A 23,621-nucleotide genomic window follows, 5' to 3' on the forward strand; every position below is an offset into this window, starting at 1 on the left:
GCGACCGTCTCCTCCGACACTCGGACCGGAGGTTTGCCGCCTCGGAGCCGCGCGACTACCCTGCGACGAGGCCTCCGTGGAAGTGGACCGACCGGTTCGCGCGGAGGTCGCGCCGAGTTCGGAGCGCGCGCCGTCGCAGCAGCGGGGGCGGGTGGTCCGGGGCCGGGGAACCAATCCCCCTGGGGTGAATCGCGCGCGAGGCGTGGGCCGATCGGTCCGCGAGGAGCGCGTGTAGGGCAATGTCGTGCCCGAACCCGTCAGCTCACCCGGTAGGCGTACGACACGTGTGAGGAGAACGCCGGCTCGTGCTGGACGGACGAAAGCGGATCGGTGCTGGACTGGCCGCGGCCGCAGTGATCGGTGTGTCCCTGCTCCCGAGCGCCCCTGCGGCGGCGGAGCCGGACATCGACGACGTGAAGGCTCAGATCGAGCAGCTGTACCACGAGTCGGAGCAGGCGGCCGAGCGCCGCAACGACGCCGAGCTGGAGCTCGAGCGCCTGCAGTCGGAGCTCGAGCTGCTGCAGCAGGACGAGGCGGCGCAGAGCGACGGCTTCGACTCCGTGCGCTCCCAGGTGGCGGACTCCGTCGTCGCGCAGTCGCAGGGCAGCAGCATCTCGCCCGTGGCCGAGGCCGCGCTCTCCGACGACACGGCTGACTTCCTCGCGCAGCTCTCGACGGCGTCGACCTACAGCAACATCCAGGGCCGTCTCGTCGACACCTACTCGACCGAGCTGCAGGCCCTCGAGGTGCGCCGCTCGGCCACCGAGGAGCGGGTCGCGCAGATCGCCGCGGTGGAGGAGCAGGCCGCCGAGGAGAGCGCCACCATCGACCAGAAGGTCGACGAGGCCGAGGCGCTCCTCGCGGAGCTCGAGGCGGAGGCGGCCGAGGAGGCTGCGACGCTCTTCGCCGAGGAGGGCACCGCCGACACCGCGCAGGCCGCCGAGATCGCGGCCGACGTCCCCGTCTCGGGTCGCGCGGGCGCCGCGGTGCAGTACGCGCTGGCCCAGGTCGGCGACAGCTACGTCTACGGCGCCTCCGGTCCCGACGCGTTCGACTGCTCCGGCCTCACCTCGATGGCGTGGGCGCAGGCCGGCGTCTCGCTGCCGCACTCGTCCAAGGCGCAGTACAGCTCGGGCCGCAAGGTGTCGCGCAGCGAGCTGCAGCCCGGCGACCTGGTGTTCTACTACAGCCCCATCAGCCACGTCGGCATCTACATCGGCAACGGCCAGATCGTGCACGCGGCCAACCCGCGCTCGGGTGTCGCCATCGCCTCCGTCGGCTCGATGCCCTACTCGGGCGCCGTCCGCCCGGGCTGAGGCTCCTCTCAGCCACGACCGCTAGCGTGCCGGTCGTGCCGCACGACGCGCAGGACCCCGAGACCCCCGCTCCGCACCCGGAGCGGGGGTCTCGTCGCGTCGGGCTCCTGGTCGCGGGCGGCGGGGCCCTCGTCTTCGTGGTGCTCGCGGCCGTCCTCGTCCCGTGGCACCCGGTGCCGGGAGGCGTGCCCGACCCCGCGCCGGCCACGTCGGTGCTGACCGCGCAGGAGATCGCTCGGGGCGAGGCCTTCGGGACCTACGCGCGGTGGGTCAGCTGGAGCTCCCTGGCGGTCTCGCTGGCGGTCGCGCTCTGGCTGGGCCTCGGCGCGCGGGGCGCTGCTCTCGTACGCCGCGTGCCCGGCCCGTGGTGGGTGCAGGTGCCGCTCGGGGCGTTCGCGGTGCTCGCCATCGGCCGGTTCGTCACCCTCCCGTTCGCGCTCGCCCTGTGGCGGCGCCGGGTCGCCGAGGGGCTGTCGACCCAGGGCTGGGGCGCCTGGTTCGCCGACCTGCTGCTCAACCTCGTCGTCGGCGCCGTCGGGACCGCGATCGCGCTGCTCGTGGTCATCGGGTGCGCCCGCCGGTGGCGCACCTGGTGGCCGGCGGTCGCGGGTGGGATCGCCGCAGCGCTGGTCGTGCTCGGGTCGTTCGTCTACCCGGTCGTCGTCGAGCCCCTGTTCAACGCCTTCACGCCCCTGCCCGACGGTCGGCTGCGCACGGAGATCCTCGCCGTCGCCGACGCGGAGGGCGTGCCGGTCGACGACGTGCTCGTCGCCGACGCGTCGCGGCGGACCACCGCGCTCAACGCCTACGTGTCGGGCTTCGGGAGCACGCACCGGGTCGTGCTCTACGACACGGCGGTCGACGGGCTGGACCAGGACGAGCTGCTCTCGGTGGTCGCGCACGAGCTCGGCCACGCGAAGAACCACGACGTCGCGGTGGGCACCGCCCTCGGGGCCGCCGGCGCCCTGGTCGGGGTCGGGCTGCTTGCCGTGCTCGTCGGTGCGGGACCGCTGCGGAGGCGGTCCGGGGTCAGCGGCCTGGCCGATCCGGCCGTCGTGCCGCTGGTGCTGGCGCTCTTCGCGGTCGGCTCGTTCCTGGCGTCGCCGGTCGAGAACGGGATCAGCCGGCAGATCGAGCGCCGCGCCGACGTCGTCGCGCTGCGGACGACCGACGACCCCGAGGCGTTCATCGGACTGCAGCGGCAGCTCGCCGTGCGGTCCGTCGCCGACCCGACGCCCAACGCGTGGGGGCAGATCTGGTTCGGCAGCCACCCCACGATGCTCGAGCGTGTCGCGACCGCTGAGCAGGTTGCGGGGGAGTAGCGGGCCTGGGTCTGGGCGCCCTGGGGCGGGCTGTACGCGCGAAATGTGCGGTTGGGGTGGGTCCGACGGCGTGGGGGCTGTCCCAGGTGCACAGTGCGGGGCGTCTCGCGGGTCGTCTGCGGTGCCGGTCGGCCCTGGGTCTGGGCGCCCTGGGGTGGGCCGTACGCGAAGTGTGCGGTTGGGGTGGGTCCGACGGCGTGGGGGCTGTCCCAGGTGCACAGTGCGGGGCGTCTCGCGGGTCGTCTGCGGTGCCGAAATGCAGATCGGCCCCGCTCCGGAGGGGAGCGGGGCCGACCGGCGGCGCTGGGTCAGCGGCGGTCTCGGAGCATCAGCTGCCGTCGGTGCCGAGCTTGTCGCTGGTGTCCGAGAAGATGCTGGCGAGGTCCTCGTAGAACAGCCACACGGCCGCGATGATGATGGCCGCGAGCGCCGCGACGAGCAGGCCGTACTCCACGGCCGAGGCGCCGCGCTGGTCGGCCTTGGCCTTCTGCGCGCCGAGCAGGATGGCGAGGAACTGGATCATGGTGGTCACCTTTCGGGTGTCGAACGAGTCGCCGAGCTGGGTCCTCGGGGAGGTCCGTCCGGGTTCCCCCGGGCGATGACCTGATCCTCCGCCAGTGCCACCCGCGCCCGCATCGTGTGATCGTCCGCACTCGTGTAGTCCTTTCGGACTAGGACGCTCGGCGGGACGGGGACCCGAAGAACCCCCACCCGTCCGGTGCGCTCACTCGGCGCGGCGCTGCACGCTCGAGAGCAGGCCCACCCGCATGGCGGTGACGACGGCCTGCGCCCGGTTGGTGGCGCCCAGCTTCTGGTAGATGCGCGCGATGTGGGACTTCGTCGTTGACTCGCTGATGTGGAGCCGCTGCGCGATCTGCTGGGTCCCGAGGCCGTCGGCGAGGTGGAGGAGGATCTCGTGCTCCCGCTCGGAGAGCCGCGTCGACTCGCCCGACATGCGCCGCACCATGGCCTGGGCCAGGCCGGCGCAGATGAACGTGCGAGGCGAACGGGCGGCGTGTGCCGCGGTGCGCACGACCTCCGCGGCGGGCGCGTCCTTGCCGACGAAGCCGGAGGCCCCGGCCTCCATGGCGGCGAAGATCTGGTCGTCGCCGGAGTGCATGGTGAGGACCACCAACCCGACGGTCTCGGACCCCGCGCGCAGGCGTCGGACGATGTCGAGCCCGGTGCCGTCCGGCAGGTGCAGGTCGGTCACGACGACATCGGGCCGCAGGTCGTCGTAGGCGGCGAGGGCCCCGGCGACGTCCTCGGCCTGTCCGAGCACACGCATCGTGGGGTCGCGGGTGAAGGCAGCCGCCAGGCCGGCGCGGATCAGCTCGTGGTCGTCGACCAGCAGGATCGTGGTGGGGCCGTCGGTCACCGTCGTCCTCCGTCGGTTGGGGGGCGGGTCCCCGGACGTCGGGCGCCCAGTGCGACGTATACCACGGTGCCCAGGGCGGAGGTGTCCACCGAGAGCGACGCGCCGACGAGCTGGGCGCGTTCCCGCATGATGGCCATCCCGTGCGAGTCCTCCCGCCCCGGTCCCAGCCCCGTGCCGTTGTCGCGCACGACGATCCGGGCCCGGGGTGCGTCGACCAGGCACTCGACGTCGATCTCGCTCGCGCCCGCGTGCTTGACCGCGTTGGTCATCGCCTCCTGGGCGACGCGGAGCAGCTCGGCCTCGACGTCCGGTCGCAGCCGGGCGGTGCGCTCGTCCACCGTGCAGCGGATGGACAGCCCCGACGACTCGCTGAGCCGGCGGGCGAGGCCGGAGATGGCCTCGCCGAGGCTCTGGTTGGCGTCGACGTCCATCCGCAGGGCCGTGACGGAGGCCCGCACCTCGCCGACGACCCGCGAGATGGTGCCGCGGAGGAGCTCCACCTGCGGGCGGAGGTCGTCGGGCAGCGGTCCCCCCGCCATCGCGTCGACGAGGTAGCCCATCGACGCGATGTCCTGCGCGACGCCGTCGTGCATCTCGCGGGCCAGGCGGTGCCGCTCGTTGCGGGTGGCGGCCGCGTTCACCTCGGCGAAGACGAGGGCCGTGTCGAGCTGCGTCGTCAGGCCGACCAGGCGCCCGCTCGCGGTCTCGAGGCGTTGCACCAGCCCCCGGCGTCCGACAGCGAGCGACGGCGACAGCTCCCCCTCGACCAGGATGGTCCGCCCCCCGATGGAGGCGAGCGGCACGGCGAAGCTGCTGCCGCGGAGGACCGGTCTCCCCTGGGCGAGCGCCGCGACCAGGGCCTCCGGGAGGTCTGCCTCGACCCGGGAGCCGTGCTGCGAGCTCTCGAGCAACGACCCGGTCGGCACCGGGGTGAGGCCCCGGTCGTCGCGCAACCACAGTGACGCACGGACGGCCGGGATGTCGTCCTGGAGGTTGCTCAGCAGACGGGCGCCGATCGACTGCGGGTCGAGGCCCGCGTCGAGCACGTCCGTCAGGTCGAGCAGCTGCTGCAACAGGCCGATCGCGTCGCGGTAGGGCGTCAGCTCGGCCTGCCTGCTCTGGTTGAACCGGACGTAGGCACCGACGAGACCCACCCCGAGCCCGACGACCAGCGCAGCGACGAGCTGCCCCGCCACGTCGGCCTCCGGGCGTGCCTCGAGCTGGAGGAGGACCACGCCGAGGACGGCGATCTCGACGAGGATGAGGCCGGCGGCGCCGCGGATGCCGCGGCCGAGACCGCCGAGGAACGGGGGGATCGCGAGCGCCAGCACCGGGACCGCGTCGGCCTGGACCACCGCGAAGCCGCAGATCGCCGCCGAGGCAACGGCCTCGGCGACCGCGAGGACGCGGGGCGGCATCCACCGGAACGCCGACAGCGTCGTCGCCACGAGCCACACGATGGCGAAGAGGAGCACGACCACCAGGCTGGTGGAGTCGCGCAGCCACAGGGCAGGTCCGGCGACGGCGCACAGGCCGAGGATCCGGGCGACTGCCCCGATCTCGAAGGGTCGGACCACCTGGAGCCTCAGGGCGTCAGCCCCCGAAGCCGGAGTCCATGATCCCGATGACCGCCGGCCCCATCACCGCGATGAAGAGGCACGGCAGGATGAGCAGGATCAGCGGCACGGTGATCTTGACGGGCACCTGCTGCGCGCGCTTCTCGGCGTGCTGCCGCCGCTTGACGCGCATCTCCTTGGACTGGGTGCGCAACACCTGGCCGATGGGCACGCCGAACGAGTCCGCCTGCACGAGCGCGCCGACGAACGACTGCAGGTCCTCCACCTTGCTGCGGTTCGCCATGGCACGCAGCGCCTCGGACCGGCTGAAGCCCAGCTGCATCTCCCGCAGCACCCGGGAGAACTCCTCCGCGACCGGACCGGTCGTGTTGCGCGCCACCTGCTGCACGGCGGCGTCGAAGCCGAGGCCCGACTCGACGCTGATGGTGAGCAGGTCGATGGCGTCGGCCAGGTCTCGCCGGGTCGACTCGGCGCGGTCGTAGGCGCGCTGGTAGAGCCACATGTTGGGTGCGAAGAAACCGGCGGCCGTCAGGCCGACGAGCAGCAGCACCAGGACCGGCAGACCGGGCGTCGCGAGCAGCACGAGGAGGAAGGCGACGACGAAACCGATGATGCCGCCGACCACCTTCGCCGAGGCCACGCGGTCGACGGTCCACCCGGCCGGACTGCCGGCCTGCTCCAGCTTGCGCTGCCAGCGCTGCGCCGAGTCGCCACCCGTCAGCCGGCGCCCGAGGCGCGAGAACCGGTTGAGGAGCGGGGTCACGACCCGTTCCTCGAAGGACCGGTCGGCGTCCTGGCGGAGCTCCTCCGGTGCGTTGCCGAGCGCTTCCAGGTAGGCGAGAGACCGGTTCAGGCCGCCCGTCGCCTCCGTGCGGCTCAGCGCCATCCACGCGATGACGAACGCACCGACGAGCAGCAGCGCTCCGAACACGGCGATCACGACCACGACGTCACACCTCCACCTTGACGAGACGGCTCATCCAGAAGATCCCGGACCCGAGCAAGATGCCGGCGAGCCCGAGCATCACCCAGCCGCGGGGGTCCGTGAACATGGGCATCACGTAGTCCCGCTGGACGACCACGAGGTAGAGCATGAAGGCGGGGGGCAGCCCGCCGATGATCCAGGCGGAGAGCTTCCCCTCGGCCGCCAGCGAGTCGACCTGACGCCGGAGGTACTCCCGCTCCCGCATCGTCGCCGCGACCGTGTCGAGCAGCTCGGCCAGGTTGCCGCCCACCTCGCGCTGGATGCGGATCGCCATGACCACCCAGCGGAAGTCCTTGCTCTCGTAGCGCTCAGCGACGTCGGCCAGCGCCGTGTCGAGGTCGACGCCCAGCCGCGTCTCGACGAGCACGCGCTTGAACTCACCGGCGACGGGGTCGCGTCCCTCCCGCGAGACCGTGTCGCAGCCCTGCGCGAGGGAGAGCCCCGCAGCCAGCGAGCTCGACAGCAGCTGCAGCGTGTCGGGCAGCGCTGCGTTGAACGCCTTGCGCCGTCGGGTCCGCCGGACCCCCAGGTACACCCACGGCACGACGGCGCCGAGCACGAGGAACAGCAGTCCGACGAGCACGTTCCCGCCACCGAGCAGCAGCCCGAGCAGCCCCACCACGAAGAAGACGCCGAGGTGCACGAGCAGCCACTCGGCGGGCTTCAGCGCGCTCCCGGCACCCTCGAGGCGCGCCGCGATGCGCGCCTCGAGGCCCCGGTTGCGTTGCAGGACGCTGGTCGCGGCCGCCTTCGTCGTGGCGAAGGGGTCCTCGTTGCCCTTCGTCGCGGCGGGGCGCGACGGTCGGGTGGCGGCCACGGTCTCGGCGTACGTCGTGACGCGGTCCGCGGGGGACATCACGGCCTGGCGGCGGGGGAGCGCCAGCACCAGCACCGCGACGAGGCCGAGGGCGCAGACGGCGATGCCGACGTAGAGACCCCAGGCGGGGATCGCGAAGGAGGCGGCGCTGGGGGCCGCCTCGAGCGGTGCGGCGTCCGCGGTCGCCGTGCTGCCCAGGTCGCCCAGGGGGGCCTCGGCGGACGCCGTCAGGGAGCCGGCGTCCGACCCCACCGTCACCGCGATCGGGGCCGTGGCGCCGTCGACGCCGTCGGGGACCTCCACGTCGAGCACGAGCTGGGCTGCGATCGCCTGCGCCTGCTCCGCGAACACGGCGGTCAGGCTCTCGGGATCGGCCGCCACGACCTCGCCGCCGCCCGCCGTGGCGAGCTGGCCGAGGGCCGTGGCGGGGGAGTCCTCGTCGAGGGCGACGGCGTCGAGCCGCACGCCCGCCTCCTGCAAGTCCTGGACGGTGGCGGCCAGGTCGCCGCCGACGCTGTCCTCGCCGTCGGAGAGCAGGAGCACCTGGCGTGCGCCCTCGGTACCGGTGAGGGCGACCGCGGCCTGGACCCCGCCGTAGAGGGCCGTGTCCGCGTTCATCTCGAGGTCGCTCACGGCGGCCTCGGCGGCGGCGCGGTCCTGGGTGGGCTCGAGCACCGTCTGGGCGTCGTCGTCGAACGTCACGACGCCGACGAACACGTCGTCGGGGACGGTGGCGAGGAACGCCAGCGCGGCGGTCTCCGCGGCGCCGATCCGGTCGTCCTCCTCCATGGAGAGGCTGGTGTCGATGGCGAGGACGGCGGTACGCCGCACCTGGTCCCCGGCGACCGCCGCGGTCGTCGGCGCGTCCCGGCCGTCGAGCGTGACGCCGACGTCGTCGAGGTCGGCCTGCACCCCGCTCGGCAGGGACACGAGCACGCGGAGCGACGACTCGCCGGGCTCCATGAGGTCGATCGACACCTCGCCCGGCTCGGCGGCGAGGGCCGGGGCAGCGGCGTACCCGCTCAGGAGGAGCGCGCCGAGCAGCGCACCCGCACGCCCGACCGTGCGTGTCACGCGGGACGTGGGCCGGCGCGTCACGGCCGGTCCAGCGCGAACACCATCGGGTCGACGGTGACGTTGTGGTAGGCCATCTTCTCGAGGAACTTGGGGCGCAGCCCCGTCGAGCGCAGCCGGCCCAACGAGCGCCCTGCCGCGTCGAAGCCCGCGCCGTGGTCGTAGACGAACACGTCCTGCAGCGTGACGACCTCGCCCTCCATCCGCTCCACCTCGGTGATGTGGGTGATGTGGCGGGAGCCGTCCTTGAAGCGCGTCTGGTGCACGATGAGGTCGATCGCCGACGCCATCTGCTCCCGGATGGCGCGGATGGGCAGGTCCATGCCCGCCATGAGCACCATCGTCTCGATGCGCGAGAGGGTGTCGCGCGGGCCGTTGGAGTGCGCCGTCGCGATCGAGCCGTCGTGGCCCGTGCTCATCGCCTGCAGCATGTCGAGCGCCGACGCGTCGCGCACCTCGCCGACGATGATGCGGTCGGGCCGCATGCGCAGGCTGTTCTTCACGAGGTCGCGGATCTGCACCTCGCCCTTGCCCTCGATGTTGGGCGGCCGGGACTCCAGGCGCACGACGTGGTCCTGCTTGAGCTGGAGCTCGGCGGCGTCCTCGATCGTCACGATCCGCTCGTCGGCGGGGATGAACGACGAGAGCACGTTGAGCGTCGTCGTCTTCCCGGCGCCGGTCGAGCCGGAGACGATGATGTTGAGCCGGCCGCGCACGCAGGCCTCGAGGAAGTCCGCCGTGCGGGGCGTCAGCGAGCCGAACGAGATGAGGTCGTCGACCGTGAACGGGTCCGCCGCGAACTTCCGGATCGTCAGGGCGGAGCCGTCGATCGCCAGGGGCGGCACGACCGCGTTGACGCGGCTGCCGTCGGGCAGGCGTGCGTCGACCATCGGGCTCGACTCGTCGACGCGTCGGCCGATGCGGGAGACGATCTTGTCGATGATCCGCCGCAGGTGCGCCTCGTCGGTGAAGACGGTGTCGACCGACTCCAACCGGCCGCTCCGCTCGACCCACACCTGGTGGGGACCGTTGACCATGACCTCGGAGACGTCCGGGTCGCGCAGGTAGGCCTCGATCGGGCCGTACCCCAGGATCTCGTCGCTGATCTCCTGGGTCACCCGGAGACGGTCGGCGCTGCTCAGCGGGCGCTCCTGGGCCGACAGGACCTCCTGGAGCACCACCTTGACGCGACCCTCGAGGTCGGCCTGGTCCATCTTCGCGTCGTAGAGCTGCGGGCCGAGCTGCTGCAGGAGCTGGCCGTGCACGCTGGCCTTGATCTCCTCGATGCGGTCGGCCTGCTGCGCGGCGAGCACCTTGCGGGGGCCCACGGACGTCGGCACCTCCGACTTCGCGGGCACCGGCCGGTGCCGCCCGGGGCTCTCGCCGGCGCGACCCGCGGAGGGCACGGGCTTCGCGGCCGACGGGGCAGGCGGCTCGGGCGTCGCCCCCAGGGTGCCGATCGAGCGGGCGATCGTGGCGTCGAGGGTGGCCGCGGGGGCCGCCGGATCCGGGGTCGGTTCCGGGGTCGGCTCGGGGGTCGGCGCCGAGGTGGGCACCGGAGCGGGCTCGGCGGCCGGCTCGGGGGCCGGCGGCGGAGCGGCCGCGGCCTCCTCCGCCTGACGGCGGGCGGCAGCGGCGGCGAGACGTTCGGCGAGCGTGCTCATCAGGTCACCTCCGGCGACGGAAGAAGCCCCCACGCTCCTCGCGCGGGTTCTGCGGGGTCGTTGCTTTCATCGTCGACACCGGGGTGGGTGCCGCCGGGGTCCCGGACAACCGGGAGGCGAGCTGCTGGAACTGGGCGCTCGAGGCGTGGTCGGGCTTCACGGCGACGATCGGGCGACCGGCGTTGGTGGCCGCGGCGATCTCCACCGACGTGGCCACCTGCGCCGCGATGCGCAGGCCGAGGATCGCCTCGACCTTCTCCGCGCCGATCCCGACCTCGTCGTCCGCGCGGTTGAGCAGCAGGTGGCGGTGGCCCTGGGCGATCCCGAGGGCGTCCATGGTCTCGAGGGCGACCTTGACGTTCTTCAGGGTCGGTACGTCGAGGGTCGCGACCATCACGCACTCGTCGACCTCGTCGAGCGCCGTCAGGGTCAGCTCGTCGAAGGCCGGCGCGGTGTCGATGACCACGAAGTCGAAGTTCTCGGCCAGCACGCGGAGCGTCCGGGCGACGAGCGTCGGCGTGATCCGGTCCCGGGCGTCCGGCGTGCTGGGCGCCGCCAGCACCATGAGCGAGTCCTCGTGGCGCGTCAGGATCGGCTCGAGCAGGTGGAAGTCGAGCACGTCCTCGCTGCCGATCGCGTGCTCGATCGAGTGCGACGGGAAGAGCTGCAGCGTGATCGCGACGTCGCCGAACGCCAGGTCGAGGTCGACGAGGCAGACCTGGCGCGCGCCCCGGTCGGCGAGCGCCAGCGCCAGGTTCACGGCCGCCGTCGTCTTGCCGACCCCGCCCTTGGGGGAGAAGCACGCGACGATGCGTCCCTGGCGCGCGACGCCGCCCGGGCCGCGGAGGGCGATCCACAGCTGGTACGCGCGCTCGACGGCGCCGCTGACCGCCGCGAGGTCGCGGGTCGGCACGACGTCGCGGACGCCGGCGTGCATCGCCTTCGTCAGCACGTCCGTGTCGACCTGGTCCCGCACGACGACGACGCTCACGGTGGGACGGGTGAAGCGGAGGGTCTCGCACACCTCGAGCGCGACGGCGAAGTCGACGCCGGGGCCGATGACGGCGACGTACTCGTCGGGGCGGTTGTCCAGCCAGGCGGCCAGCTTCTCGGTGGTGTCCATCCCGTGGCCGCCCGGGGGCAGCGCGGTCAGCAGGTCACCGAGGACCGCGCTGTCGGGGTCGACGACGACGGGCATGGTCTCTCCTCGCGGGGATCGGTGGGGTTCGGGCCGGGTGTGTGGGCTGTCAGGGCGTGATGCCGGCGAACGTCTCGAGCTCGATCGTCTGCCCACGCGTCAGCTCGACGCCGTCACCGCGGATGACGAGCGTGACCTCGCTCTCCTGCGTCATGCTGGCCACGCTGGTGAGGTCGAGCGCCTGGGCCGGCGTCAGGGCCAGGGTGACGATCGTGTTCTCGACCGTCTCGTCGGCGCCCTCGCCCTCGGCGTCGGCGGACTCGATCGGTGACGACGAACCGACTCCGAGGATCGTGGCCTCCGGCACCACGACCACTGCCTGGGTGACGTTCGCGATCGGCTTCAGGACGGCCACCGAGTCGCCCGGGCTGGCGAAGCCGGCGACCCGTCCGGCGTCCGACAGCTCGACGGCCTGGGCCACCATGCCCTCCGGCACCGGCAGCACCACGCCGGTGCGCACCTCCTCGGCGAACTTCGCCGTGGTGATCTGCTCGCCGGGCGCGATGTCCATGGCCGCGAGCTGGCCGTCGAGCCGGTCCGCGGTCTTCACGGTCACGTAGCCCTCGAGGAGCTGCCCCTCCGGCACCTTCGCGCGCTCGATCTTGCCGGTGGTGAGCGCGTCGTCGAAGCTCTCGCCGAGCTGGATGGGCTCGGTGGCCTTGTAGACCTCCACCGTGTCGTAGCGGGCGTCCGCGCGGGCGTCGGCCCCGCGCGCCCACAGGAAGACCAGCACGAGGCCGAGCGCGGCCACCACGGCCGCGACGATGAGGAGGACCCTGCGTCGATCCATCGCTTGGAGCACCTTTCAGGCGTGACGTCCGTCGGGGAACGACGAGCCTCCGGTGCCGGCGCAGCCCGCACGCCGTCGACCGTCCCTCCCGAGGAAGCACCATGCACGATCCACGCGTCCGGAGCGGTCGATCCGGACGGATTCGCTGCAAGTGGCGCCTACCGGTCTAGACCAGTCCGCTGACCTGGGGGGATCCTGAGGGCTTTGCGGCAGTCTCCGGACGATCTTGCATCGCCCTTGAGGTTGCGGCGGTGGGTGTCACGCGCCGTACAGGGCCTCGACCTCCGCCCGGAACTCGCGCATGACGACGTTCCGCTTCAGCTTGAGGCTGGGGGTGAGCTGGCCGGCCTCCTCCGTCCAGTCCACCGGCAGGATCGTGAACTTGCGGATCGACTCGGCCTTCGACACCGCCTGGTTGGCGTCGTCGACGGCGGACTCGATGGTCGCCACCAGGTCGGGGTCGTCGACGAGGTCCGCGATGGCGCCGGTCTTGCCGTGGGCCGCGGCCCAGGCGGGGAACGACTCGGGGTCGATGGTGACGAGCGCGCCGATGAAGGGCTGCCCGTCGCCGACCACCATGCACTGGGAGACGAGGTGGTGGGCGCGCAGGCGGTCCTCGAGCACGGCCGGGGCGACGTTCTTGCCGCCCGCCGTCACGATGATCTCCTTCTTGCGTCCCGTGATGCGCACGAAGCCCTCGTCGTCGACCTCGCCGACGTCGCCCGTGCGGAACCACCCGTCGGCGTCGAGCGCCTCGGCCGTGGCGTCCGGGTTGCCCCAGTAGCCGCGGAACACCTGGCCGCCGCGGAAGTGCAGCTCGCCGTCGTCCGCCACCCGCACGCCCGTGCCCGGCAGGGGCCGCCCGACGGTGCCGATCTTGACCGCGTCGGAGAGGTTCACGGTGACCGCACCGGTCGTCTCGGTGAGGCCGTACCCCTCGAGCACGACGAGCCCGATCCCGCGGTAGAAGTGGCCCAGGCGGTCGCCGAGGGGGGCGCCGCCCGACACGGCGTACCCGCAGCGGCCGCCGAGCGCGGCACGCAGCTTCGCGTAGACCAGCTTGTCGAACACGGCGTGCTGGAGCCGCACCGCCAACGACGGACGCCCCTGGTCGAGGCCCCGCGAGTAGGCGATCGCGACGTCCACGGCGCGGTCGAAGATCCGCCCCTTGCCGTCGGCGGCCGCGTTCTGCGAGGCGGTGTTGTAGACCTTCTCGAACACCCGCGGCACCGCGAGGATGAAGGTCGGCTTGAAGACGCCGAAGTCGCGCACGAGGTTCTTGATGTCGGCCGAGTGGCCCATCCGCGCCCGCGCCTTGATGGCGCCCACCTGGATGATGCGGGCGAACACGTGGGCCAGGGGCAGGAAGAGCAGGGTGGAGGCGCCCTCCGCGAACAGCTCGTCGAGCTCGTCGACGGCCACGCCCAGCTCGAACATGAAGTTGCCGTGGGTGAGCTCGCAGCCCTTCGGTCGGCCGGTGGTGCCCGACGTGTAGATCAGCGTCGCGAGGTCGCCCGGGGACGCCGCAGTACGGCGCGCCTCCAGGTCGGCGTCGGAGACCTCGGCCCCCAGCGCCTCCAGTGCGGCGACGGCACCGTCGTCGATGCCCCAGACGTGCTGCAGCGCGGTCGCGCCGGACCGGGCCTCGGCCACGCGCTCGAGGTGCTCCGCGGTCTCGGCGAGCACCGCGACCGCCCCGGAGTCCGCGAGGATCCAGGAGATCTGCTCCGCCGACGAGGTCTCGTAGACCGGCACGCCGACGGCACCGGCGAACCAGATGGCGTAGTCGAGCAGGGTCCACTCGTAGCGCGTCTTCGACAGCAGGACGACCCGGTCGCCGGGCCCCACGCCCGCGGCGACGAGCCCCTTCGCGGCGGCCCGCACCTCGGCGAGGAACTCGCTGGCGGTGGTGTCGACCCACCCGCCGCGCCCGTCGGGGCGGCTCAGGACGGGCGTGTCCGGCGCCTCGGCGGCGTTGCGGACGACGTCGTCCGTCAGGTTGCCCGTGCTCGGGATCTCGATGGTCAACGGGGTGGAGTACTCGCGCACGAGCGGCACGTTACCGGCCCGCCGGCGCCCGGAGGACGATCCGGTACGCTCGCCGGGCGTCGGCCGGCCCGGTCGAGACACCCAGGGGCAGTCCCCGAGCGCGCGGAGGTCGCAGTGGCAGAGCAGACGTCGTCCACGATCGTGATCGACGCGCCGCCCGCCGAGGTCATGGCCGTGATCGCGGACTTCCCGGCCTACCCGGAGTGGGCGACCGGCATGAAGAGCGTCGAGGTCGTCGAGCCCGGTGCCGCGGGGGAGCGGCCGCGCAAGGTGCGGTTCGTCCTCGACGTGGCCCCCATCAAGGACGAGTACACGCTGGCCTACACGTGGCACGGCGACACCGAGGTCACCTGGGTGCTGGACCAGGGCGGGATCCTGCGGGCGCTCGACGGCGCCTACACGCTCCGCGACCTGGGCGGCGGCTCCACCGAGGTCACCTACCGCCTCGCGCTCGAGGTCACCATCCCGCTCATCGGGATGCTGCGCCGGCGCGGCGAGAAGATCCTCATCGACACGGCCCTGAAGGGCCTCAAGAAGCGCGTCGAGGGTCTTGCCTGACCCTCGCGTCCTCCTCCTCACGGGGAAGGGGGGCGTGGGCAAGTCGACCCTGGCGGCGGGCACGGCCGCCCTGGCCGCGCAGCGCGGCCTGCGCACGCTCGTGCTCTCCACGGACGCCGCCCACTCGCTGGCCGACGCGTACGGCGTGCCCGTCACGGCCGAGCCCACCGCGGTGGCCGACGGCCTGTGGGTGCAGCAGGTCGACGCCCAGCTGCGCTTCGAGCAGTCGTGGGCCGAGGTGCAGCGCTACCTGCTCTCGGTGCTCGACGTCGTCGGCGTCGACCGCGTGGCCGCCGAGGAGCTCACCGTGCTGCCCGGCGCGGAGGAGGTGCTCGCCCTCCTCGAGCTCCACCACCAGGCCCGATCGGGTCGCTGGGACCTGCTCGTCGTCGACTGCGCCCCCACCGCGGAGACCCTGCGCCTGCTCGCCCTGCCGGAGGCGCTCGGGTGGTACATGCAGCGCATCTTCCCGACCCAGCGCACCCTCCTGCGGGCGTTCAAGCCCGTGCTGGGCCGTGCCGCCGGCGTACCGATGCCGGGGGAGTCGGTGCTCGACGCGATCGAGCGGCTCCACGCCGACCTGCGGGACGTGCGGGACCTGCTGACCGGCCCGACGGCCTCCGTGCGGGTGGTGCTCACCCCCGAGCGGGTGGTGCTCGCGGAGGCCCGGCGGTCCTACACGATGTTGTCGCTGTTCGGCTACCGCGTGGACGGGGCCGTGGCCAACCGCGTCTTCCCGGCCGCCGGCGCCGACCCCTGGCGCGCCGGGTGGGTCGAGGCGCAGCGCGAGGTGCTCGCCGAGGCGGCTGCGTCGTTCGAGGGCCTGCCGCTGTGGCGCTCGGAGTACCGCACCGCCGAGCCTGTCGGTCCGCACGCGCTGGCCGCGCTCGCGGCGGAGGTGTACGGCGCGGACGACCCCCTCGCGCCGCCGAGCGGCTCCGGCCCCTACACGGTCGAGCTCGGGGAGCGCCGGGCGGAGGTGGGCCTCGCCCTGCCGTTGGTCGCGCGTAAGGACGTCGCGCTCGCGCGCAACGGCGACGAGCTCGTCGTGACCGTCGGGTCGTATCGTCGCCTCCTGACGCTGCCGGCGGGCCTGGCCCGCATGCGGATCGCGGGCGCCCGGGTGGAGGACGGCCGGTTGCGTGTCCGCTTCGAGGAGCGGCCGGTGGAGCGGCCGGTGGAGCGGCCCGGAGAACGGTCGGCGGAACGGTCGGGAGAGAGAGTCACGTGAGCGGTGCGGACGGCACGGGCGAGCAGGAGCAGGTGGGCTCGGTGGGCGAGGAGGCCGCCAAGCTGATCGGCGCGCTCGCGGACTGGGCGAAGGAGCACGGCGGGGACCTGGGACACGGCGTCGCCGGTGCGGCGTCGGGCGCGGCGTCGGCTGCCGCCGCCGGTGCGGCCGGTGCGGCCGCGGCGATGGACGAGCACCTCGCGACCGGTGCCCCCGAGTGCACCTACTGCCCGATCTGCCGCGGTGTGCACCTGCTCCGCGAGTGCGCTCCCGAGGTGCGCGACCACCTCGCTTCGGCGGCCGCCTCGCTCATGCAGGCCGCCGCCGGTCTGCTCGCCGCCGCCAGCGCGCCGCCCCGCGGGGAGCGGGCGCCTGCGCCGCCACGCTCGGACGGGGTCGAGCGGATCGACCTCGACGACCTCGACACCACGGACGACCTCGACGACGACGGTGAGCCCTTCGGGTTCCGGCAGGAGAGCCCCTCATGAGCTTCGCGTGCGGCATCGACATCGGCGGCACGAAGATCGCCGGGGGCGTCGTCGACGACGACGGCAACGTCCTGGCGCGCCTCCGTGCGGAGTCGCCGGCGACGAGCAGCGCCGCCATCGCCGACACGGTGGTGGGGCTCGTGCGCGAGCTGTCCCGGGAGCACCCCGTCGACCGGGTCGGGGTCGGTGCGGCGGGCTTCATCGACGCCGGTCGCTCGACCGTGCTGTTCGCGCCCAACCTGGCCTGGCGCGACGAGCCGCTCGGTGCGGAGCTGTCGACCCGGCTGGGTCTGCCGGTGGTCATCGAGAACGACGCCAACGCGGCCGCCTGGGGCGAGTTCGCCTTCGGTGCCGGTCGTCACCACGCCTCCGACCTGCTGCTCGTCACCGTCGGGACGGGGGTGGGTGGCGGGATCGTCGCCGACGGCGCGTTGCGCCGCGGCGCCTTCGGCATCGCGGCCGAGATCGGGCACCTGCGCGTCGTCCACGGCGGGCGGCTCTGCGGGTGCGGCAACCACGGCTGCTGGGAGCAGTACGCGAGCGGCTCCGCCCTCGTCCGCTGCGCCCGCGAGGAGGCCCGCGGCTCGCTGCTCGCGCGGGCCCTCGTCGACCGCGCCGGCGGCGACGTGGACGCGATCACGGGCCCGATGATCACGGAGCTCGCCGCCGCGGGCGACCCGTTCTGCGTCGAGCAGCTCTCCGACCTCGGCCGGTGGCTGGGCGAGGGCATCTCGTCCCTGGTGGCGGTGCTCGACCCGGGTGTCGTGGTGGTCGGCGGCGGCGTCTCCGCGGCCGGCGACCTGCTCATGGGCAGCCTGCGCGAGACCTTCCTCCGCACCCTCAGCGGCCGTGGCCACCGCCCGGCGCCGGAGATCCGGCTCGCCGAGCTGGGCAACGACGCCGGGATGATCGGTGCCGCGGACCTGGCCCGACGGTGACCGGCCCGTGACGGCTCCCGCCACCGGGCCGCGGCCCGTCCGCGTCGGCGTCGACGTCGGTGGCACGAAGATCCTGGCCGGGGTGGTCGACGACGCCGGGGTCGTGCAGGACGTGGCCGTGCGCCGCACCCCCGGCCGCACCAGCTCGGTGCTGCTCCTCGAGAGCACCGTGGCGGAGGCCGTCGAGGAGGTCGTCGACGGACGCGCGGTGGAGGCCGTCGGGCTGGCTGCCGCGGGGTTCGTCGACGGCGCGGGGGAGCGGGTCATGTTCGCCCCCCACCTGCCGTGGCGCGGCGAGGCGGTACGACGCCGGCTCGCGACCACCCTCGGCGCCCCGGTGCTGCTCGACAACGACGCGAACGCGGCGGGCTGGGCCGAGCACCGGTACGGCGCGGCCCGCGGTGCGTCCCTGTCCCTCACCGTGACCGTCGGGACGGGCATCGGCGGCGCGGTCGTGCTGGGCCCCGGTGGCGGCTCCGGTGGCGGCTCCGACGGCGGCTCCGAGGGGGGCGAGCCCCGGCTGCTCCGGGGCCGCAACGGCATGGCGGGCGAGTTCGGGCACCAGCAGGTCGTCCCCGACGGCGTGGCCTGCGAGTGCGGCGGCCGCGGGTGCTGGGAGCAGTACGCCTCGGGCAACGCCCTCGTCGCGTTCGCCCGCGCCCGCGTGGGGCGCGAGCCGACGGTCCTCGACGACTGGTGCGGCGGCGTGCCCGACCGGCTGACGGGGCCGATGGTCACCGACGCCGCCGCGGCCGGCGACCTCGTCGCGCTGCAGGCCTTCGGCCACGTCGGCGACTGGCTGGGGGTCGGCATCGCCAACCTCGTCGCCTCGCTCGATCCCGAGGTCGTGGTGGTCGGCGGCGGTGTCAGCGCGGTCGGCGACCTCCTGCTCGACCCGGCGCGCGCCGCCCTCGCGCGCTCGTTGGTGGGGGCGCCGCACCGCGTCGTACCCCTGCTGCGGCCCGCCGAGCTGGGCCCCGAGGCGGCGATCGTGGGTGCGGCCGCTCTCGCCGCCGCGCGATTCGGCGGCCCTCCCGCGGCTCGTTAGACTCCACCGACGCCCACCCGGCGTCGACCGGCGTCGACCAGGGGGGCGACACGAGCCGGACGGGGACGGGGCGAGCATGGCGATGTGGCACGAGCGCGGGTTCCGCGTCCTCGTCGTCGCGTCCGTCGCCGCCCTGGTGGCCGCCGTCGGGATCGCCCACGCGTCGGCCGAGGACGGTGCCGCGGGCGCGGTCGACGCGGCCCTGCACCGCACCGCCGAGGCCCCGCGCACCGACGCCTCGGGCGGGGCCGGCACGACCAGCGTCGACGCGGTGGCCCGCCAGCCGCGGATCCTGCTCGTCGGCGACTCCATCACGCAGGGGATGACGGGCGACCACACGTGGCGCTACCGCGCCTACGAGCTGCTGGTCGAGCAGGGTGTCGTCCCCGACTTCGTGGGCTACCGCACCGACACCGTCGACCCGGTCACCAAGGAGCGGGTCGAGGACTACGCCGATCCCGACTTCGACCGCGACCACGCGGGTGTCGCCGGCATGACCGCCACCGACCCGCAGTACGACGTCGCGGGGCTGACCGCCGCGACCCGGCCCGACCTCGTGGTCGTGTCGCTCGGGGTCAACGACGCCCTCCAGGGCCACGACCCGGACGACGTCGCCGCGGGGCTGCGCGCCATCGTCGACGACGTGCGGTCGGTCGCGCCGTACGCCGACGTCGTGCTCGCCGAGCAGACCACGACGTGGCTGCCGGGCGTCCCCGCCGTCAACGAGCGGATCCGGGGGCTCGTCGACGAGCTGGACACGGAGCGCTCGCGGGTCGCGCTGGCGCAGGTCCCGGACGGCTACGACGCGGACGACGACACCTGGGACGGCATCCACCCCAACGCCGTCGGCGAGATCGCGATCGCCCACGAGGTGGTGGCGGCGCTGTCGGAGCTGGGGTACGCGGACAAGCCGGCGACGGTGCGGGACCTGCCGGCACCGGGGCCGGACCGGTCGGTCGAGGGAGCGCGCTTCGTCGCGCGGACCCCCACGAGCCTGCGGCTCGCGTGGTCGTCGCCGCGCGGCGTCACCAAGGTCCACATCGAGGGTCGCGACCTCACCACCGGGGGACGGTGGACGCCGCTGGCCACGTCGGCGTGGGGCGCGGAGGAACAGCTGCTCGAGGGCTTCGCCCCGGGGCACGCCTACGAGCTGCGGCTGCGGCCGTCGCGCGGCACCGCGCTCAGCGACGAACGCTGGAGCGTCGAGATCACGGGTCGCACGCCGACGAGCTGACCGCACCGCGGCCGGTACGGCGGGGGTTCAGACCCGCGCGCCGTCGTCGCCGTCATCGGGCCGCTGGGTCGGCATGGAGGCCACGAGGTAGGCGAACCCGCTGAGGAACCAGAGCACCATCCCGGTCGTCGCCCACGGCGGGACGGCGACCTGCAGCACGATCAGCACCAGGACGAGCACCGGCATGCCCAGCACGCCCGCCCACGCCGCGAGGCGCGGGGGAGCCGGCCGGGGCAGCGGCGGCGGGGGCGGGGGTGCGTAGCGCTCCTCCGACGCGGGCACCCGCGCGTGCGCGGCATCGGGCGGCTCCGCGAGCGGGTCGAGGTCGCGGAGCTCGGCCGGCGAGCCGCTCGGCGGCTCGTCGTCGGTGCCCGCCCGGTCGGCGTCGCCCGTCGAGCCCGCGGTGGTGGCGGAACCTGGGGACTCGGCGGCGTTCCACGTGTCGTCCAGCTCGGCGCGGTCGCCGTAGTTCTCGACGATCGCGCGCCAGGCCTCGTCGTCGGCGCCGCGGTTCACGCCGACGAGTCTAGGTCGGTGTCGCGACCCGGGTCAGGCCGTGACCCGCGCGACGAAGTCGAGCGACTCCTCGAGGATCCGGTCGGCGTCGTTGTCGAGCGTGGCGACGTGGTAGCTGTCGGTGAGGATCCGCTCCATCACGTCGGGCACCCGGTCGCGGATGAGCGCGGCGGACGAGGGGTCCACGACGTGGTCCTCGGCGGAGCGGAACAGCAGCACCGGCGCCTGGACGGCGGGCAGCTGCCGGCGGACCTGGGCCCACCCCCGGGTCATCGAGACCAGCGCCCGCAGGGGCGTGCGGGGGTAGGCGTGCTCGTCGACGCCGGGCTTCTTGATGTCGTTGCCGATGGCGGGGACGGAGGCGACCACGCGCTGGAGCAGGGGCGCGGCCAGCAGCTGCTTGTTGGTGCTCGTCACGGCGGGGTTGACCAGCAGCACGCCGCGCACGAGCCCGGGGTGGCGAGCGGCCAGGGAGAGCGCGAGGCCGCCGCCCATCGAGAGCCCCCCGACCACGACGGCGTCGCAGCGGTCCGCGAGGTCGGCGAGCACCCGGTCGAGGTGGGCCGACCAGTCCGCCCACGTCGTCGTGTTCATCTCCTGCCACGACGTGCCGTGGCCGGGGAGGCGGGGCACCTCGACCGCGTAGCCGGCGTCCGCCAACCCCTCGCCCCACGGGCGCATCGACGCGGGCGAGCCGGTGAAGCCGTGGCTCAGCAGGACGCCGATGCGCCGACCCCCGGTCTCCTCGGGGCGACCCTCGGCCGAGTAGGGGTGGGCCAACGGGTGAACGGTCATGGCGGGCATTCTGCCGCAGCAGGTGCAGGGTCTAGGGTGCGTTCGCAGGACAGGGCGCTCCGAGGTGCCCGACGGGCCCGCTCGGGCCGGCCGACAGAGAGGTGGCGCGGTGTTCTACTGGTTCCTCAAGTTCGTCGCCCTGGGCCCGCTGCTCCGGGTCGTGTTCCGCCCGCGGGCCGACGGGCTCGACAACGTGCCGTCGCAGGGCGCGGCGATCCTCGCGAGCAACCACCTGTCCTACGCCGACTGGCTCTTCATGCCGCTCGTGCTGTCGCGCCGGGTCAGCTACGTGGCCAAGGCGGAGTACTTCACGGGCACGGGGGTGAAGGGCCGCCTCCAGCGCACGTTCTTCTCCGGCTCGGGCCAGATCCCCATCGACCGGTCGGGCGCCAACGCGGCCGAGGGTGCGCTCATCTCGGCGAAGGGCGTGCTCGACCGGGGCGAGCTGTTCGGCATCTTCCCGGAGGGCACCCGCTCCCACGACGGCCGGCTCTACCGTGGCAAGACGGGCGTGGCGCGACTGGCCCTCGAGACCGGGGTCCCCGTCGTACCGGTCGCCGTCATCGGCACCGACACCGTCGCGCCCCCCGGCAAGAAGTTCGGCCGGCTCGTGCGGCCGACGGTGCGGTTCGGCGAGCCGCTCGACTTCTCGCGCTACGAGGGCATGGCGGGCGACCGCTACATCCTGCGCTCGGTGACCGACGAGATCATGTACGCGATCATGAAGCTCTCCGAGCAGGAGTACGTCGACGTCTACGCCTCCCGCGCGAAGGCCGACGCCAAGAAGGCCGCGCGTGCCGGTGACGACGAGGCCCCGCGGGAAGGCGACCGCAAGGCCTCCTGACGTGGCGCTGCGCATCCTCCCGCCGGGCTGGCGGGACGCCGCCGCCGTGGCGGTGGAGAACCGCATGTTCCGGGCGCTCGCGCTGCTGCGCGTCGTGCTGCTGGTCAACGCGGTCGCGCTCAACGTGGTGCGGCGTGACAACGCCCAGGTGCCGTGGGCGCTGTGGCTCTGCGTCGTCGCGATGGTCGTGTGGACCGGCGTGGCCCTGTGGGGGTACGCGGCCCCCCGGCGCCGCCGGGCCCTGCTGCTCCTGCTCGACCTGGCCGTCGCGGTCGCGCTGATGCTGCTGACGGTGCCCATCAAGGGCGACGGCTTCCGGGCGAGCATCCCCGGGTTCTGGATCATGGGGGCGCTGCTCGCCTGGGCCGTGCACTGGCGCTGGCGCGGGGGCGCGGTGGCCGCTGTCGTGCTCATCGTGACCGACGTGTCGATGCGCCAGGAGCTCACGCAGACGAACTACGGCCACCTGTTCCTCATCGGGGTCGGCGCGCCCGTCGTCGGCTACCTCTGCGAGTCGCTGCAACGGATGGCCGCCGAGCGCGACCGCGCGGAGCGGGAGGCCGCGGCCGCGGGCGAGCGCGCCCGGCTCGCGCGGGCGGTCCACGACGGCGTGCTGCAGGTGCTGGCGCTGACCCAGCGCCGCAGCGCCGAGCTGGGACCGGGGGGTGTGGAGCTGGCCCGCCTCGCGGGGGAGCAGGAGGGCGCGCTGCGGGCCCTCATCCGGCAGCAGGACACCCTCGCCCCGGCCACCGCGGGGGGTGACGTGGACCTGGCGAGCGCCGTCGAGGAGCTCGGCCGGCGCACCCGGCCCCGCGTCTCCGTGGTGACGCCCGGGGTGCCGGTGCGGCTCCCCGCCGCGCAGGTCGCCGAGCTCGTGGCCGCGGCCGGGGCCTGCCTCGACAACGTCGCGGCGCACGTCGGCGACGACGCCCCGGCCTGGGTGCTGCTCGAGGACCTCGAGGACCGGGTCGTGGTCACGGTGCGCGACGAGGGTCCGGGCATCCCACCGGGTCGCCTCGAGGAGGCCGCCGACGCCGGGCGCCTCGGCGTCAGCGGGTCGATCCGCGGCCGTCTGGCCGACCTGGGCGGCACCGCCGAGCTCGCCACCGGCGGGTTCGGCACCGAGTGGGAGCTGACCGTCCCCCGCGCCCCCGAGGAGGCCGCCCCGTGACCATCCACAGCACCCATCCGTTCGCCGATCCCCACCGGGACCCGTTCCGCGCGCTGCGGGGACGTCTGGGCGGGGTCGTGACGCTGTGGACCGCGGGTGGCGGGACGGACCGGGCGGGTCTGACGGTCACCTCCCTCATGGTCGCCAACGGTGAGCCCGGCCGCGTGCTCGGCCTGCTCGACCCCGACGCCGACCTGACGCTCGCGCTCGAGGAGACCGGACACGGCGTGGTGCAGCTCCTGCGGTGGCGGCACCGCGACCTGGCGGAGATGTTCGCCGGGGTCGCGCCGGCGCCCGGCGGCGCCTTCCGCCACGGCGACTTCGCCGACGGCCCGGCGGGCCCCCGGCTCACGGACGCCGCGGGGTGGGCGGAGGTGCGGCTCGAGAGCGCCGTCGACGTGGGCTGGTCGCGGCTCGCCACGTGCGTCGTGGAGGTCGTCGACCTCGTGGACGAGGGCGCGTCCGACGGCTCGACCGACAGTGCTGACGCCCTGCTCGTGCACCGCCGCGGTCGCTACGGGAGGGCGTGAGACCGGCAACTTCCGGGTTCACAACGGGAGCGGTCCGTGCTCGACTGGGACGCATGGTCCGATCTCGGGAAACTCGACCACGTCCTGTCCGTCTCCTC

22 protein-coding genes and 1 riboswitch are annotated in these 23,621 nt (G+C 74.0%); of the genes, 11 read left to right on the forward strand and 11 right to left on the reverse strand.

Features of this window, described 5'->3' with window-relative positions; all coding sequences use genetic code 11:
* The first annotated feature begins 161 nt into the window (after positions 1 to 161).
* Positions 162 to 271, forward strand: a riboswitch (cyclic di-AMP (ydaO/yuaA leader).
* Positions 272 to 305: 34 nt separating this feature from the next.
* On the forward strand, positions 306 to 1,316 hold the full coding sequence (locus tag G3T38_RS15425) for an NlpC/P60 family protein (protein ID WP_163773213.1): 1,011 nt from the start codon (positions 306 to 308) through the stop codon (positions 1,314 to 1,316).
* Positions 1,317 to 1,351: 35 nt separating this feature from the next.
* Positions 1,352 to 2,638 (forward strand): M48 family metalloprotease, encoded by a 1,287-nt coding sequence (locus G3T38_RS15430; RefSeq protein ID WP_163773214.1) that lies wholly within the window; start codon positions 1,352 to 1,354, stop codon positions 2,636 to 2,638.
* Positions 2,639 to 2,966: 328 nt separating this feature from the next.
* Here the strand turns inward: G3T38_RS15430 and G3T38_RS15435 are convergent, their stop codons facing one another.
* The 9 genes from G3T38_RS15435 to G3T38_RS15475 all read right to left on the reverse strand — a co-directional run bounded on the left by G3T38_RS15435 (position 2,967) and on the right by G3T38_RS15475 (position 14,170).
* Positions 2,967 to 3,161 carry a Flp family type IVb pilin gene (locus G3T38_RS15435; protein WP_163773215.1) on the reverse strand — a complete coding sequence of 65 codons (195 nt, stop codon included), beginning with the start codon at positions 3,159 to 3,161 and terminating at the stop codon, positions 2,967 to 2,969.
* 201 nt (positions 3,162 to 3,362) lie between these two features.
* Positions 3,363 to 4,016 carry a response regulator gene (locus G3T38_RS15440; protein WP_338037690.1) on the reverse strand — a complete coding sequence of 218 codons (654 nt, stop codon included), beginning with the start codon at positions 4,014 to 4,016 and terminating at the stop codon, positions 3,363 to 3,365.
* A complete protein-coding gene (locus G3T38_RS22300; RefSeq protein ID WP_163773216.1) occupies positions 4,013 to 5,593 on the reverse strand; it encodes a histidine kinase in 1,581 nt (526 codons plus the stop codon). Before G3T38_RS22300 ends, G3T38_RS15440 begins: the two co-directional genes overlap by 4 nt.
* Before the next feature lie 16 nt (positions 5,594 to 5,609).
* Entirely contained in the window at positions 5,610 to 6,539 is a 930-nt protein-coding gene (locus G3T38_RS15450) for a type II secretion system F family protein (RefSeq protein WP_163773217.1), read from the reverse strand.
* Between the two features lie 4 nt (positions 6,540 to 6,543).
* The gene (locus tag G3T38_RS15455; protein ID WP_163773218.1) at positions 6,544 to 8,469 is read right to left on the reverse strand and encodes a type II secretion system F family protein; all 1,926 of its coding nucleotides are present in this window, start codon (positions 8,467 to 8,469) and stop codon (positions 6,544 to 6,546) included.
* 20 nt (positions 8,470 to 8,489) lie between these two features.
* A complete protein-coding gene (locus G3T38_RS15460; RefSeq protein WP_206675898.1) occupies positions 8,490 to 10,133 on the reverse strand; it encodes a TadA family conjugal transfer-associated ATPase in 1,644 nt (547 codons plus the stop codon).
* A 4-nt stretch (positions 10,134 to 10,137) separates the two neighbouring features.
* On the reverse strand, positions 10,138 to 11,331 hold the full coding sequence (locus G3T38_RS15465) for a CpaE/TadZ family protein (protein ID WP_163773219.1): 1,194 nt from the start codon (positions 11,329 to 11,331) through the stop codon (positions 10,138 to 10,140).
* Between the two features lie 49 nt (positions 11,332 to 11,380).
* The gene (gene cpaB / locus G3T38_RS15470) at positions 11,381 to 12,121 is read right to left on the reverse strand and encodes a Flp pilus assembly protein CpaB (RefSeq protein ID WP_163773220.1); all 741 of its coding nucleotides are present in this window, start codon (positions 12,119 to 12,121) and stop codon (positions 11,381 to 11,383) included.
* A 258-nt stretch (positions 12,122 to 12,379) separates the two neighbouring features.
* Positions 12,380 to 14,170 carry an AMP-binding protein gene (locus G3T38_RS15475; protein WP_163773221.1) on the reverse strand — a complete coding sequence of 597 codons (1,791 nt, stop codon included), beginning with the start codon at positions 14,168 to 14,170 and terminating at the stop codon, positions 12,380 to 12,382.
* A 114-nt stretch (positions 14,171 to 14,284) separates the two neighbouring features.
* Here G3T38_RS15475 and G3T38_RS15480 point away from each other — a divergent pair, with 114 nt between their 5' ends.
* The 6 genes from G3T38_RS15480 to G3T38_RS15505 all read left to right on the forward strand — a co-directional run bounded on the left by G3T38_RS15480 (position 14,285) and on the right by G3T38_RS15505 (position 19,667).
* Complete coding sequence (locus G3T38_RS15480) at positions 14,285 to 14,728, forward strand: SRPBCC family protein (RefSeq protein ID WP_163773222.1); 444 nt, start codon at positions 14,285 to 14,287, stop codon at positions 14,726 to 14,728.
* Complete coding sequence (locus G3T38_RS15485) at positions 14,721 to 15,959, forward strand: ArsA family ATPase (RefSeq protein WP_163773223.1); 1,239 nt, start codon at positions 14,721 to 14,723, stop codon at positions 15,957 to 15,959. Before G3T38_RS15480 ends, G3T38_RS15485 begins: the two co-directional genes overlap by 8 nt.
* Positions 15,956 to 16,447, forward strand: a complete 492-nt coding sequence (locus tag G3T38_RS15490) for a hypothetical protein (protein WP_163773224.1) — start codon at positions 15,956 to 15,958, stop codon at positions 16,445 to 16,447. The genes G3T38_RS15485 and G3T38_RS15490 overlap by 4 nt, the downstream gene beginning before the upstream one ends.
* Complete coding sequence (locus G3T38_RS15495) at positions 16,444 to 17,385, forward strand: ROK family glucokinase (RefSeq protein WP_163773225.1); 942 nt, start codon at positions 16,444 to 16,446, stop codon at positions 17,383 to 17,385. Before G3T38_RS15490 ends, G3T38_RS15495 begins: the two co-directional genes overlap by 4 nt.
* Before the next feature lie 7 nt (positions 17,386 to 17,392).
* On the forward strand, positions 17,393 to 18,433 hold the full coding sequence (locus G3T38_RS15500) for an ROK family protein (RefSeq protein WP_163773226.1): 1,041 nt from the start codon (positions 17,393 to 17,395) through the stop codon (positions 18,431 to 18,433).
* A gap of 76 nt (positions 18,434 to 18,509) precedes the next feature.
* Positions 18,510 to 19,667 (forward strand): GDSL-type esterase/lipase family protein, encoded by a 1,158-nt coding sequence (locus tag G3T38_RS15505; RefSeq protein ID WP_163773227.1) that lies wholly within the window; start codon positions 18,510 to 18,512, stop codon positions 19,665 to 19,667.
* 27 nt (positions 19,668 to 19,694) lie between these two features.
* Here G3T38_RS15505 and G3T38_RS15510 read toward each other — a convergent pair whose 3' ends face one another.
* Together G3T38_RS15510 and G3T38_RS15515 are read right to left on the reverse strand one after the other, a co-directional pair.
* Positions 19,695 to 20,183, reverse strand: a complete 489-nt coding sequence (locus tag G3T38_RS15510) for a hypothetical protein (protein WP_163773228.1) — start codon at positions 20,181 to 20,183, stop codon at positions 19,695 to 19,697.
* Positions 20,184 to 20,216: 33 nt separating this feature from the next.
* Positions 20,217 to 20,978 (reverse strand): alpha/beta hydrolase, encoded by a 762-nt coding sequence (locus tag G3T38_RS15515; RefSeq protein WP_163773229.1) that lies wholly within the window; start codon positions 20,976 to 20,978, stop codon positions 20,217 to 20,219.
* A 109-nt stretch (positions 20,979 to 21,087) separates the two neighbouring features.
* Between G3T38_RS15515 and G3T38_RS15520 the strand changes: the two genes are divergently transcribed.
* Genes G3T38_RS15520 through G3T38_RS15530 form a run of 3 tightly spaced genes read left to right on the forward strand, consistent with a single transcriptional unit; the run spans position 21,088 to position 23,523 of the window.
* Positions 21,088 to 21,822, forward strand: coding sequence for a 1-acyl-sn-glycerol-3-phosphate acyltransferase (locus G3T38_RS15520; RefSeq protein ID WP_163773230.1), 735 nt, complete (start codon positions 21,088 to 21,090; stop codon positions 21,820 to 21,822).
* 1 nt (position 21,823) lies between these two features.
* Positions 21,824 to 22,993, forward strand: coding sequence for a MacS family sensor histidine kinase (gene macS, locus G3T38_RS15525; RefSeq protein WP_163773231.1), 1,170 nt, complete (start codon positions 21,824 to 21,826; stop codon positions 22,991 to 22,993).
* Positions 22,990 to 23,523 (forward strand): flavin reductase, encoded by a 534-nt coding sequence (locus G3T38_RS15530; protein ID WP_163773232.1) that lies wholly within the window; start codon positions 22,990 to 22,992, stop codon positions 23,521 to 23,523. Before macS ends, G3T38_RS15530 begins: the two co-directional genes overlap by 4 nt.
* Positions 23,524 to 23,621 lie beyond the last annotated feature (98 nt).

This window comes from Nocardioides zeae, assembly GCF_010686755.1.
In the GTDB taxonomy this organism is placed as follows: Bacteria; Actinomycetota; Actinomycetes; order Propionibacteriales; family Nocardioidaceae; genus Nocardioides; species Nocardioides zeae.

Excerpts from the sequence above, each read along its gene's own strand:
- G3T38_RS15495 (WP_163773225.1), top strand. The coding sequence starts at position 16,444 with ATGAGCTTCGCGTGCGGCATCGACATCGGCGGCACGAAGATCGCCGGG.
- G3T38_RS15460 (WP_206675898.1), bottom strand. The coding sequence starts at position 10,133 with ATGAGCACGCTCGCCGAACGTCTCGCCGCCGCTGCCGCCCGCCGTCAG.
- G3T38_RS15515 (WP_163773229.1), bottom strand. The coding sequence starts at position 20,978 with ATGACCGTTCACCCGTTGGCCCACCCCTACTCGGCCGAGGGTCGCCCC.
- G3T38_RS15465 (WP_163773219.1), bottom strand. The coding sequence starts at position 11,331 with ATGCCCGTCGTCGTCGACCCCGACAGCGCGGTCCTCGGTGACCTGCTG.
- cpaB (WP_163773220.1), bottom strand. The coding sequence starts at position 12,121 with ATGGATCGACGCAGGGTCCTCCTCATCGTCGCGGCCGTGGTGGCCGCG.
- G3T38_RS15505 (WP_163773227.1), top strand. The coding sequence starts at position 18,510 with ATGGCGATGTGGCACGAGCGCGGGTTCCGCGTCCTCGTCGTCGCGTCC.
- G3T38_RS15435 (WP_163773215.1), bottom strand. The coding sequence starts at position 3,161 with ATGATCCAGTTCCTCGCCATCCTGCTCGGCGCGCAGAAGGCCAAGGCC.